The organism is Paraburkholderia sp. RL18-085-BIA-A (assembly GCF_046027075.1).
Lineage (GTDB): Bacteria > Pseudomonadota > Gammaproteobacteria > Burkholderiales > Burkholderiaceae > Paraburkholderia.
Genome location: NZ_JARESU010000049.1, coordinates 1 through 12,691, shown reverse-complemented (window position 1 = coordinate 12,691; position 12,691 = coordinate 1). Strand labels below are relative to the sequence as shown.

Here is a 12,691-nt window from a genome sequence, read left to right as displayed (position 1 = left end):
GTACAAGGCCTGCCGCGAGCAAGCAAGCGCAAGCCTCTATTGCAACCCCGCCGCCGCGCGCCGGCGCGCCAGCAACCTCACCGCGAGCAGACACGCGCCCATCACGGTCAGCGACAACACCGTCGTCATCGTGCCGAGCGCGTAAATGACCGGCGTCGTCACCGACGTGGTGAGTCCCTGAAGTTCGAGCGGCAAGGTGTTCTGATCGCCGATCGCCTGGGAGGTACGAGCGATCTCGTCCCATGACAGCGTGAAGCCGAACATCGCGACGCCGACTACCGACGGTCCGATGATCGGCAGCACGACATGCCGGAAACTCTGCCACGGCGTCGCGCCCAGATCGCGCGACGCTTCTTCGTAAGCCGGATTGAAACGGTTGAATACCGCGAACATCACCAGCAAACCGAACGGCAGCGTCCACGTCAGATGCGCGCCGAGCGCCGACGTGAAGAGGCCCATCGAGGTCGTATAGTTATCGGCGAATGATTGATATCCCCATGCCGACGCGAGGAACTTCACGCCGTTATCCAGCAGCCGGAAGGTCAGGCCGATGCCGAGCGACACGATGATGGACGGCATGATCAGACTCGCTACGGACACGTAAAACACTGCCGTGTCGCCGCGAAATTTTCGACGGAAGGCAAGGCCCGCGGCCACCGAAAACAGCACGGTCAGCACCGTGACCGCCAGCGCGAGCCGGACCGACCGCCCGAACGCGGCCCATATGTCGACATCGCCGACGCCGTCGCGCAGCACCGCGAACCAGTGCAGCGAAACGCCGCGCATCGGAAACGTCAGGCCGCCCTCGGGGCCCTGAAACGACAGGATGAAAATCGTGATCACCGGTCCGTACAGAAACAGCACGAACAGGCCGAACAGCAACGCGAGCCAGTAGAAGCTTGCCGGACGGTGTTCCCGACGTTTGACGCGAATGGCCTGCATTTTCACAGCTCCTTGCGGATATCGACGACCCGCGTCAGACCCCACACGATCATCAGCACCACGGCGAGCAGGATGATTGCGTTGGCCGCCGCGGCGGGAAACTGCAGGTAGCCGGTCTGCACCTGAATGATCTTGCCGACCGATGCGATCTGCTGGCCGCCCATCACACCGACGGTCAGGAAGTCGCCCATCACGATCGTGATCACGAAGATCGAGCCGATCACGATGCCCGTCTTCGACAGCGGCAACACTACGTCGCGCACCACCTGCCAGCCGCTCGCGCCCGCGTCGCGCGCGGCTTCGAGCAGCGAGCGGTCGATGCGCATCATCGCGTTGAAGATCGGCACGATCATGAAGAATGTGTACAGATGCACGAACGCGAGCACCACCGAGAAGTTCGAATACAGCAGCCATTCGAGCGGCTGATCGATCAGATGCGCGCCGAGCAGCGCCTGATTGACGAGGCCGTTGCGGCCCAGGAGCGGCATCCACGAAATCATCCGGATCACGTTGGACGTCCAGAACGGAATCGTGCAGACGAGGAACAGCACGGTTTGCATGCTCGTCGTGCGCACGTGAAACGCGAGGAAGTACGCGATCGAAAAGCCCAGCAGCAGCGTCACGGCCCACACGATCGCGCAGAACTTCAGCGTGGACCAGTAGGTCTTGAAGCTCACGCAGACGTCGGTCATCGACGAACAGCCGTTGAAGATCGCCGCGTAGTTCTTCAGCGTGAAGGCGGGAATGATCTGGTATTCGTTGAAGTCCCAGAAGCTGACGATCAGCGTGATGACCAGCGGCACGATGAAAAACAGCAGGAAGGTCAGCGACAGCGGCGTCGCCTGCAACCATGCCGGCGCGCGGCGGTGTTTGACGGGCGCGACCTGCGCGTGCGAGGGAAGATCGATCGTTGCCATGGGCGCGTGTCTACCGGATGACTGGCGCGGCGAGACCGCCGCGCGGGGAATGGGCTGCGCTGGACTACGCGGCGAAAAAAGCCGCTGCCGGCGCGTTATGCGCCGGCAAATACATCGCACGGCGCTGCACAGATCAGGCCGCGATGAACTCGTTCCACTTCTGAACCATATAGATGTTCTCGTCCATCACCGCGTTCCAGCACGCAATCGCGCTCATGCGCTGGGTGTACGAACCGCCGTCGCGCACGGCGCCGGCCTTTTCGAGCAACTGGCCGTCCGGCGCCTTGATGTCCTGCGCGGCCGGTTTGCCTTCGATCCAGTAGTCCCATTCATACGGCTGCATGTGCGTCTTCGCGGTCTCGATCACGCCGGGGTAGTAGCCCTGGCGCATCAGGTAGGCGCCCGCCCAGCCGTCCTGGAACCAGTTGACGAACTCGTACGCGGCGTCGAGCTTCTTGCCTTGCAGCGAACGCGGAAAGCCGAAGCCCGACGCCCACGAGCGATAGCCCTCCTTGAGCGGCTGGAATTTGCACGCGACCCCCATCGTGCGCACCTTCGTCACCGCTGGCGACCACATCGACTGGATCACGACTTCGCCCGACGCCATCAGGTTCACGCTCTCGTTGAAGTCCTTCCAGAACGCGCGGAACTGGCCCGCGTGCTTGGCCTCGATCAGGACCCTGATGGTCTGATCGATCTCGGCCTTGGTCATGTTGCCTTTGTCGCCGTATTTCATGTGGCCCATTGCCTCGATCGCCATCGCCGAATCCATGATGCCGATCGCGGGAATGTTCAGCAGCGCCGCCTTGCCCTTGAACTGCGGATTGAGCAGTTCCGCCCAGCTGTCGATCGGGCGCTTGATCAGGTCGGGACGAATGCCGAGCGTGTCCGCGTTGTAGGTGGTCGGGATCAACGTCATCCATTCGGTGGGCGTCGCGGAGAATTCGGTCGAGCGCGGACCGGTCAGGAACATCACCTTCTTCGGCGCGGTGCCCTGGTCGCCGATCTTCTTGCCGTTCACTTCGCCGCGCGTCAGCACGGGCGTGATCTTGTCGGCGAGCTTGATGCGTTTGGTGTCCATGCCCGCGAGCGTGCCCGCCGGAATCAGCTTCTTGAGCGCGAAGTATTCGGTGTCGACGATATCGAACGAATTGGGCTGCGTGATGATGCGCTTGGCGACGTCGTCGGTGGTCACCGGTACGTATTGAATCTCGATGCCGGTGTCTTCCTTGAATTTCTTCGCGATGTCGGCACTCTGATTAACGGCCGTGCCGAGGTAGCGCAACGTGATCTTTTCCTGCGCATGCACGTACGGAAAGCCGGCAATGCCGGCCGCGGCCACCGCGCCCTTGATGAACGTGCGGCGCGACAGGCCTTTTTCCTTCACATCGGTTACGGCCGCTGCCGGGCTCTCGTTCGTTTCGTTCATTGCTTTCTCTCCTCAGTTGACGTTGTATTCACCGCGACGCGATCCGCTGCAACGCAGGCACTCACGCTGCCAGCGGATGCGCATCCTGTTCGTTCCACCAGACCACCACACGCGCGTCGGGGCCGAAGCGCGTCGCTTCGTAGTCGCGGTCGCTCACGAGCGAGATCAATTCGGGCGAACCGTCGAGCGGGTCGAGCGTCATGCGCAGATGCGTGCCCTGGTACTCGGCTTCGCGAACCTTGCAGGGCACGCCGCCGATGCGCGTGAGGCCGCTCTCGCCGCTGGCGTTCTGCACCGGCGTGACGCCGTGCGGCACCACCCGCAGATGGTCAGCGCGCACGGTGAAAAGGCGCCCATTCGTATTGAAGACGTTATGTCCGCCGAGAAAGCGCGCGACGAATTCGGTGCGCGGACGATTGAACACTTCGTGCGGCGTGCCGCTCTGTTCGATACGGCCGTGGCTCATCACCACGACGAGATCGGCGAGCGCCATCGCTTCTTCCTGCGAGTGCGTGACGTGCACGAAGGTAATGCCGAGTTCTTTCTGCCAGCGCTTGAGTTCGGCGCGCATCTGCACGCGCAGGAACGGGTCGAGCGCGGACAGCGGTTCGTCGAGCAGCAGGCAGCCGGGCTGATTCAACAACGCGCGCGCGAGCGCCACGCGCTGCTGCTGGCCGCCGGACAACTGCGCGGGTTTGCGCTCCGCATACGCGGACATCGCGACCAGTTCGAGCAGTTCGGCCGCGCGCTTGCGCCGCACGTCCTTGGCGACGCCGCGCATCTTCAGGCTGAACGCGACATTGTCGAGCGCGCTCAGATGCGGGAACAGCGCATAGTTCTGAAACACCATCGCCGTGCCGCGCGCCGCGGGTTCGGCGCGCGTGACGTTGCGGCCCGCGATCAGAATGTCACCTTCGGTGACCGATTCATGCCCGGCGATCATGCGCAAGGTCGAGGTCTTGCCGCACCCCGACGGTCCGAGCAGACAGCAGTACTGACCGCCGTCGATACGCAGGTCGATCGCGTCGACGGCCAGCGACTCGCCGTATTGCTTCGACACGTGCACCAGTTCGATGTCGGCGGCTTGGGTTTCGAGCACCGTTGAAGCAGGCTGAATCATGAAGAGGTGTCCTCGTGAACGGCGAACTGTGGAGCATGCGCGGCCATAGACTCGCCGCCGATGCGAAGCCATGCAAATGCAAGACATGTGCCATTCGCTGCATTGCGGCGCTCGCCGATCGCCGACGCACCGTTGTGCTTAACGTCTACGAGTTGGCTCACATATTGCAAACGATCCGCAGCGTCGATCGTCAGCGATCAGCAGGCTCATTTCGCGCGATCACGGTGCGTATCCGGTCCGTCTCGGGGCATGACCCGATCCAATCCGGTTCATCCATGACGTGCCCCGGCGCTTTTCGTCATCCACGGCTTCTTGCAAATGAACGACATACGGAACATGCCAGCAGCAGCAAACCGCGCGCGTCAAGCGCTCACCACGCATGGCCGCTTCGCATACCGGCCGATCACCGACAGCGACGCTTTTCGCTGGCCCGGGGAGACGGGACTCGCGGTCTATCTCGGCTTCAACATCGAGCACTTTGCATTCGGGGAAGGCCTCGGTGCGGCACTCGGTCCGCTGTCGCCGCAACCGGATGTGCTGAACCATAGCTGGCGCGAGTACGGCAATCGCGTCGGCGCATGGCGTTGCATCGAACTGTTCGATCAGCTCGCGCTGCCCGCCGGCACGCTGATCAACACCGCGCTCTACGATCACTGCCCGGAGTTGATCGCGGCATGCGTCGCACGTGGTGACGAGCTGATCGGTCATGGGCACACGAACGCGCATCGGCAGAGCGAGCTCGACGAGCGCGGCGAGCGCGAGTTGCTTCTGCATTGCCGTGAACGGATCGCGGAAGAATCGGGCAGGCCGCCGCACGGCTGGCTGTCGCCGTGGATCTCGGAGTCGCATTTGACGCCCGATCTGCTGGCCGAGACCGGCTATCGCTACACGCTGAACTGGTGTCACGACGACCGCCCCGTGCGCATGACCACGCGCGGCGCGCCGCTCTGGTCGATTCCGTATCCGCAGGAACTCAACGATCTGCCGATGATGGTGGGCCGTCACATGGACGGCCGCGCATTCGCGGACATGATCATCGATCAGTTCGACGAGATGCTCGAACAGGCCAATCGCGGCACGCAACCCCAGGCGCTGGTGATGGGCATCGCGCTGCATCCGTACCTGGTCGGCCAGCCTTACCGGTTGCGGCAGCTGCGCCGCGCGCTCGAACACATCGCGGCCGCGCGTGCGCGAGGCGACGTGTGGATCACCACGCCGGGTGCGATCGCGAGTCATATGGACGATCTGGAGCGGGACGGCATCGTGCGTCCGGTCGCGGCATGAGTGCCAAAGCGGTCGCGGCCACCGCGAAAAAAGCCGCCGCCGACGAAGCGGACATCGACGCGCGCATCTATCAGTCGATCTTCGACGGTGTGCTGAATCATCGGCTGACGCCGGGCACCAAGCTGCCGGAGCCCGAGCTGTGCCAGCTGTTCGGCGTGGGCCGCGCGGTCGTGCGGCGCGTGCTGGAGAAGCTCGCGTATGACGGCATCGTCGTGTTGCGGCCGAACAAGGGCGCGGTGATCGCCGAGCCGACCCCTGAGGAAACCCGCGAGATTTTCGAAGCACGGCGCTCCGTCGAACGGATGCTGGTCGAGCTTGCCGTGCAGCGCGCGAACACGACCGACATCGAGGCGCTGCGTGAGCAACTGGCGAGCGAGCACGACGCCATGCATCGCTTCGATCAACCTTCGTGGGCGACGCTCGCCAGCGGCTTTCATATGCGCATCGCCGCACTGGCCGGCAATTCGATCCTGCAAAACTATCTGAAGGAACTGGTGTCGCGCTGCTCGCTGATCGTCGGCGTATACGAGCCGCCGGGGCACGCGCCGTGCGAGCACGCGGAGCATGCAGCGATCGTCGATTGCATCGAGGCGCGCGATGCGGCGGGCGCGATCGCGCATATGGAAGCGCATCTGCGCGATCTGGAAGAACGCATCGAAACGTCGCGAATGCGCGGCGAGAAAAGCCTCGGTCAGCTACTCGGCATCATTGGACAGGCGACGACCCGCCAGGCGGCCCGACATGGAAATTGATTTCGACGCGATCACCGAATACCAGCGTTACAAGCTGATGGCGAGCCTGATCGTGCCGCGTCCGATTGCGCTCGTCACCACGCTCGGCGCCGACGGTACGATCAATGCCGCGCCGTTCTCGATGTTCAACATGCTCGGCGAAGAACCGCCGATCGTGATGATCAGCATCAATCGGGTGGCGGACGGCACGCTCAAGGACACGGCGGTCAATATCACGCGGACCGGCGAGTTCGTCGTGCATCTCGCCGACGAAGCGATCGCCGAGAAGATGCATCGCTGCGGCGCAAGACTGCCGCCCAATGTGAGCGAACTTGCCGAAGTCGGCTTGACGCCGTTGCCGAGTTCGCACGTCGCGCCGCCGCGTATCGCGGAAGCGCCGGTTGCGTTCGAATGCACGATCTGGGAGACGCTGGAGACGTGCAGCCGGCAGATTTTCATTGGGCGCGTGCATCGGCTGCATGCGCGCGACGGGTTGATCGACATCGAAACGTGGCGCGTGCGTTTGCAGCACTACTTTCCGGTAGGCCGCTTTGGCGCGAGCGACTATGTGACGACGCGTGATCGTTTTACGTTGGGTTGACGATGGTGGGGGCGGTGCGTTGCCCGCACGCGTTCGTCAGTGCGGTGGTTAGCATCAGCCAGGAAGCCGGCGGTGGCGTTCGCAGTGAAGCTGTTCACGCGCGAGAGCAGCGGCGCAGTTCGTCAAATGCCTAGCGCGCGGCCATCGCTGCGCGGATCGTGCGCGCCTGAAACCGCGCCGTTCGCTGCGATGCGGATCACGCCGGGGAGGCCCGCCAAAGGACTCTGCGCAGGAATCGCGCTGACCTCGTGACCGCGCGCGGCGAGCGCGGCGAATACATCGGCGCCGGCGTCCTGTTCGAGCTTTAACGCATCACGCGTATCGGAGAACGTCTTGCCGAGCAGAAAGCGCGGGCGCGCGAGTGCGGCAAGCGGGTCCATGCCGTAGTCGATCAGCCGCGTGAGAATGGCGGCCAGCGTTTGCGGCTGCCCGTCGGCGCCCTGCGTGCCGAACAGCAGGCGCGGGCGGCCGTGTTGCAGATACATGCCGGGGTTCAGCGTATGAAATGGGCGCTTGCCCGGGCGCACGACATTGTGGTGCGCAGGCTGAGTGCTGAACGACGCGCCGCGGTTGTGCCACAGAATGCCGGTGTCGCCCGCCACCACGCCGCTGCCCCAATCGAAGTAGACCGTTTGCAGCACACTGACGCTGCGGCCCAGGCTATCCGTCGCGGCGATGTACACGGTGTCGCCTGGACGGAAAACCTGCGGCCATGCCCGTGCTCGATGCAGGTTGATGGAGCGCGCATGGGCATCGAGCGTCGCGGGTGACAGCATCTGATCAACCGGCACGTCGTTGAATTCGGGGTCGGCTACGAAACGGTCCCGATCGACGAACGCGCACTTCACCGCTTCCACCAGCAGATGATAGTAATCGGCGCTGCCTTCGCGAATCGCGCCGATGTCGAAGCGCTCCAGCGTGCCCATGATTTGCAGGGTCGTTACACCTTGCGTGGGCGGACGCAGGCTCACCAGTTCGCCGCCGCGATACGCGACTCGCAGCGGCGCTTCGTCGCGTGCCCGGGTGCTGGCGAGATCGCTTGATGTAAGCGGCGAGCCGGCCTGCCGCAAACCGCGCGCGATGCGTTCGGCGAGTTCGCCGTCATAAAATTCGCGCGCACCGAAGCGGGCAATCCGTTCAATGCTGTTCGCCAACGCGGGTTGCGCGAAACGTTCGCCGATCTCGGGAATCCTGCCGTGGGGAGCGAAGGCCGCCGCGAAGCCTGGCAATGCACCCAGTTCCTCGGCTCGCAGGTTTTGCCAGAAATGTTGGGACGGCGTGACCGGAAAACCGTTGCTTGCATAGTCGAGCGCACGATCGAACAGCGACGACCACGGCTGCGTGCCGCCCCATGCGCTTTTGCTGATCTGATACGCGTGATGCCAGGTGTCGACGGTCGCGGCGGTAGTGAGCGCGGACGCCGGGCCGCGCATCGGAATCGTACTGTCGAACGCGGGCAGTTGCGCCGCAGCCTGGCCGATGCCCGAGAGCGTGCGCAACATGCCGTTACGGTCGGCGATCATCCAGAAGGCGTCGCCGCCGAGTCCCGTGAAATGCGGATACGTCACGCACAGCGCCGCGCCGATCGCGATAGCTGCTTCGATCGCATTGCCGCCCGCGCGCAACACGTCGCGGCCGGCTTCGCTCGCCAACACATGAGGGCTGGTGACCATGCCGCTCGGCGTGCCGGCGAGTCGTTTGTCGTGCATGGTTGCTCCGCTACGGGTTGCGGCGAGCCGTGGGTGGGCGCGCCGATGTACGGAGTATAAGTTCGCGCGTTGCGCGAAAAAAATCTGGCGGGGGGTTGTTGCGGGCTGGTGGTGCGAGGCGTGGCGCTAATTCGCGCAAGGCGTGGTGCTTGTTCGCGCAAGGCGTGCAAGCTGCGTGATCGGCGTAGCGAGAACTTTCAACTTCAAATGATCGCGCTACCGCCAATGGGAACGATGCTGTGCGTGCGTGACGAAGTGACCAAACGCGCCCGCTTCTTCCCGCTCGCTCAATCGTACGAAAATGCGCCCCCGAACTTCTCGATCCGCTCGAGCGCCATCCCCGACCCACGCACCACGCAAGTCAGCGGTGCTTCGGCCACGAACACCGGCAGCCCCGTCTCTTCCGCGAGCAGCCGGTCGAGGTCGCGCAGCAGCGCGCCGCCGCCCGCCAGCATGATGCCGCGCTCCGCGATGTCAGCGCCGAGTTCCGGCGGCGTTTGTTCTAGCGCGATCTTCACCGCGGAGACGATCTGGTTGAGCGGATCGGTCAACGCTTCCAGAATCTCGTTGCTGGACACCGTGAAGCTGCGCGGAATGCCCTCCGACATATTGCGGCCCTTGACTTCCATCTCCTTGACTTCGGAGCCCGGAAACGCGGAGCCGATTTCCTTCTTGATCGCTTCGGCCGTCTGCTCGCCGATCAGCATCCCGTAGTTGCGGCGGATGTAATTGACGATCGCGTCGTCGAACTTGTCGCCGCCCACGCGCACCGAGCCCTTGTACACGATGCCGCCGAGCGAGATCACGCCGACTTCGGTCGTGCCGCCGCCGATGTCGACCACCATCGAGCCCGTCGCGTCCGACACCGGCAGCCCCGCGCCGGTTGCGGCGGCCATCGGCTCCTCGATCAGATAGACCTGCGAGGCGCCCGCGCTATGCGCGGCTTCCTTGATCGCACGCCGCTCGACCTGAGTGGAGCCGCAGGGCACGCAGATGATGATGCGCGGCGACGGCGCGAACATCCGCGACTCGTGCGCCATCTGAATGAAGCGCTTGATCATCTGCTGGGTGATGTTGAAGTCGGCGATCACGCCGTCTTTCATCGGACGGATCGCCTCGATGTTGCCCGGCACTTTGCCGAGCATCTGTTTTGCTTCCCTGCCGACGGCCAGAATGATCTTCTTGCCATTCGGGCCGCCTTCCTGACGAATCGAGACTACCGAGGGTTCGTCCAGCACGATGCCTTTGCCACGCATGTAGATCAGCGTATTCGACGTGCCGAGGTCGATTGCCAGGTCGTTGGAGAAATAACCGCGCAGAAAGCCGAACATGCAAATTCCTGTGTCTCGGAGGTGGCCGCGCGAGCGCCGCCGGGGAGTGCCGCCCGTTGGCGGCTGGCGACCAGGTGATGGTCGAAGGAGAGGGAAGAATAACAGTTTCGGATGCGGCGGCGGGAGCGGCAACCGCATTGGCAGCGGGGCACTCGCGTCCGGGCGCGCGCCGTGCGGACCCAGAGGGTGCTGGGCTGGGCGGCGCGGCCGGACAAAGCCCAGCGCGGCGGCCAGCCGTGCCTCGTCATAAGCCGCGTAGCCGGGTCGCTGGGCGCACGTTCATTACCGGATCGTAATCATCGACCAGGGCACTTGACGGTATGATTTCACAGTCAACGCAAAGCGGAGCAACCGATGCGAATCCTGGTGATCGAGGACGAGCTGAAAACAGCCGCCTATCTGAAGAAAGGCCTGGAAGAATCCGGCTACGCGGTCGACGTGGCGAACGACGGCCCGCAAGGTCTGCTGCTCGCGCAGGAAGAGGAGTACGACGTGATCGTGCTCGACGTGATGCTGCCCGGCATGGACGGCTGGACCGTCGTCAAGACCTTGCGCAGCACCCGCACCACGCCCGTGCTGTTCCTCACCGCGCGCGACGACGTCGACGACCGCGTGCGCGGCCTCGAACTCGGCGCCGACGACTACCTGGTCAAGCCGTTCGCGTTCGTCGAAATGCTGGCGCGCGTGCGTACGCTCGCGCGCCGTGGGCCGCCGCGCGAAAGCGAGCTGATCAAGGTGGGCGACCTCGAAATGGACGTGAACCGCCGGCGCGTCAAACGGGGCGGCATGCGCATCGATCTGACGCCGCGTGAATTTTCGCTGCTGCAACTCCTCGCGCGCCGCCAGGGCGAAGTGCTGAGCCGCACGCAGATCGCGTCGTATGTGTGGGACATGAATTTCGACAGCGACACCAACGTCGTCGAGGTCGCGATCCGCCGGCTGCGCACCAAGATCGACGACAACTTCCCCGTCAAACTGATTCACACCGTGCGCGGCGTCGGCTATGTGCTCGAACTGAAAGGCGCCGCCTGATGCGCGGCCGTTCGCTCGCCGCGACGCTCGCGCTTGCATTCGGTTTCACCACGCTGGCGGTGTTCGTGCTAGTCGGCAGTTTTCTGTACCTCGCGCTCGATAAGCAGATCAAGGCGCAGGACGATCTCGACATCGTGCTCGCTGCGCGCCACGCACGGCGGCTGATGCAGGAACTGGAGTCGGCGCAGGGAATTCGCGAGCATGGCGAGCGGTTGATCAGCATCGTGCTCGGCAATGCCGCGATGTCGATGGAAGTGTTCGGCCCGGACGGCAGCCGCGCGCTCGCACACAACATCGCCGAGACGCTCGCGCCCCCGGACGGGGCCAGCGGCGCGGCAAGCATTGCCGCGTTGCCGCCGCTCGCGCGGGTGGCCGCCACGGCGCGCATCACCGACGCCGACATCGGCGACTGGCACGGCCGCGCTGGCGCGCCGATTCGCGGCATCCTCACCGACGTGCGACTGCACAACGGCGACACGGCGAGCGTGCTGGTGGCGCGCAACATGAGCGACCGCTGGCTGCTGCTGGACCGTTACCGCGACAAGCTCCACGTGGCCGGCATGGCCGGCGTGCTGCTGGCAATGCTGCTGGGCTATCTGCTGATTCGAGCCGCGCTGCGGCCCTTGCGCGATATCGCGGCGAGCGCGAGCCTTGTCACGGTCAATCGTCTCCATACGCGAATCGAGGTCGCGCGCGTGCCGAGCGAACTGGAAGCGCTGGTGGCATCGCTGAATGCGATGCTCGAACGCGTCGAGCAGGGCTTCCAGCGGCTGTCGCGTTTCACCGCCGATCTCGCGCACGACATGCGCACGCCGCTTGGCAACATGCGCGGCGCCACCGAAGTCGCGCTGGCCAGGCCGCGCACCGTCGACGAATACGAGTCGGTGCTGGCGTCGAATCTGGAAGAGTGCGACCGCCTGACGAGGATGATCGAAAACGTGCTGTTTCTTGCGCGAGCCGAACATCCGCAGTTCGTCAAACACATGCGCGAGTTCGACGCGGCGTGGGAGTTGACGCATATCGCCGACTACTTCGAAGGGATTGCGGAAGAAGCCAACGTGCGCGTGAGCGTGAGCGGCGGGGCGAGCCTGACGGCCGATCTCGAACTGTTTCGCCGCGCCGTCAGCAATCTGCTCGCCAATGCGATCCGCTATACGCCCCCGGGCGGCGAGATCGTGCTGGACGCGAGCGGCTCGGTCGACACGGTGCGCGTCACCGTGTCGAACCAGGGGCAGCCGATCCCCGCCGGGCATCTCGAACGGATTTTCGACCGTTTCTATCGCGTCGATCCGTCGCGCAGTGCGCTGCCTTCGTCGGGGTTGTCGCAAGGGTCCACGGGTTCGACGGGGCTAGGGCTTGCGATCGTGCGCACGATCATGGATCTGCATGGCGGCTCCGTGCATGCCGAAAGCGATGCGCGCAGCACGCGCTTCGTGCTGACGTTCAGGCGGGCCGGATGACGGCTCGCCAGTAACGGTAACGCGAGTGGTTCATCAGCACTTTATCCAGGCGTCGGCGTCGTCGCTTTCGCCGTGGCCGTGGCCGCGGCCGGGTTCAGCGACCGGTCATTCCACGTGCCGCCCAACGCCTTCAGC

At 64.3% G+C, this 12,691-nt stretch carries 11 protein-coding genes; 5 read left to right on the top strand and 6 right to left on the bottom strand.

Annotation, left to right across the window (positions count from 1 at the left end; genetic code table 11):
• Positions 1–36: 36 nt before the first annotated feature.
• The 4 genes from P0D89_RS27630 to P0D89_RS27615 all read right to left on the bottom strand — a co-directional run bounded on the left by P0D89_RS27630 (position 37) and on the right by P0D89_RS27615 (position 4,408).
• On the bottom strand, positions 37–942 hold the full coding sequence (locus P0D89_RS27630) for an ABC transporter permease (RefSeq protein ID WP_408377509.1): 906 nt from the start codon (positions 940–942) through the stop codon (positions 37–39).
• 2 nt (positions 943–944) lie between these two features.
• The gene (locus P0D89_RS27625; RefSeq protein WP_408377507.1) at positions 945–1,859 is read right to left on the bottom strand and encodes an ABC transporter permease; all 915 of its coding nucleotides are present in this window, start codon (positions 1,857–1,859) and stop codon (positions 945–947) included.
• Positions 1,860–1,992: 133 nt separating this feature from the next.
• A complete protein-coding gene (locus P0D89_RS27620; protein WP_408377506.1) occupies positions 1,993–3,288 on the bottom strand; it encodes an ABC transporter substrate-binding protein in 1,296 nt (431 codons plus the stop codon).
• Positions 3,289–3,349: 61 nt separating this feature from the next.
• On the bottom strand, positions 3,350–4,408 hold the full coding sequence (locus P0D89_RS27615) for an ABC transporter ATP-binding protein (protein ID WP_408357840.1): 1,059 nt from the start codon (positions 4,406–4,408) through the stop codon (positions 3,350–3,352).
• 318 nt (positions 4,409–4,726) lie between these two features.
• Between P0D89_RS27615 and P0D89_RS27610 the strand changes: the two genes are divergently transcribed.
• Genes P0D89_RS27610 through P0D89_RS27600 form a run of 3 tightly spaced genes read left to right on the top strand, consistent with a single transcriptional unit; the run spans position 4,727 to position 7,024 of the window.
• Entirely contained in the window at positions 4,727–5,692 is a 966-nt protein-coding gene (locus P0D89_RS27610; protein ID WP_408377504.1) for a polysaccharide deacetylase family protein, read from the top strand.
• Entirely contained in the window at positions 5,689–6,444 is a 756-nt protein-coding gene (locus P0D89_RS27605) for a GntR family transcriptional regulator (RefSeq protein WP_408377502.1), read from the top strand. The genes P0D89_RS27610 and P0D89_RS27605 overlap by 4 nt, the downstream gene beginning before the upstream one ends.
• The gene (locus P0D89_RS27600) at positions 6,434–7,024 is read left to right on the top strand and encodes a flavin reductase family protein (protein ID WP_408357843.1); all 591 of its coding nucleotides are present in this window, start codon (positions 6,434–6,436) and stop codon (positions 7,022–7,024) included. Before P0D89_RS27605 ends, P0D89_RS27600 begins: the two co-directional genes overlap by 11 nt.
• A 122-nt stretch (positions 7,025–7,146) precedes the next feature.
• Here P0D89_RS27600 and P0D89_RS27595 read toward each other — a convergent pair whose 3' ends face one another.
• Positions 7,147–8,733: a gamma-glutamyltransferase family protein gene (locus tag P0D89_RS27595; RefSeq protein WP_408357844.1), complete on the bottom strand. Its 1,587-nt coding sequence runs from the start codon at positions 8,731–8,733 to the stop codon at positions 7,147–7,149.
• 287 nt (positions 8,734–9,020) lie between these two features.
• The gene (locus P0D89_RS27590) at positions 9,021–10,064 is read right to left on the bottom strand and encodes a rod shape-determining protein (RefSeq protein ID WP_408357845.1); all 1,044 of its coding nucleotides are present in this window, start codon (positions 10,062–10,064) and stop codon (positions 9,021–9,023) included.
• Between the two features lie 354 nt (positions 10,065–10,418).
• Between P0D89_RS27590 and P0D89_RS27585 the strand changes: the two genes are divergently transcribed.
• Both P0D89_RS27585 and P0D89_RS27580 read left to right on the top strand, forming a co-directional pair.
• Positions 10,419–11,096, top strand: a complete 678-nt coding sequence (locus tag P0D89_RS27585; RefSeq protein WP_408357846.1) for a heavy metal response regulator transcription factor — start codon at positions 10,419–10,421, stop codon at positions 11,094–11,096.
• Positions 11,096–12,556, top strand: a complete 1,461-nt coding sequence (locus P0D89_RS27580) for a heavy metal sensor histidine kinase (RefSeq protein ID WP_408377500.1) — start codon at positions 11,096–11,098, stop codon at positions 12,554–12,556. The genes P0D89_RS27585 and P0D89_RS27580 overlap by 1 nt, the downstream gene beginning before the upstream one ends.
• Positions 12,557–12,691 lie beyond the last annotated feature (135 nt).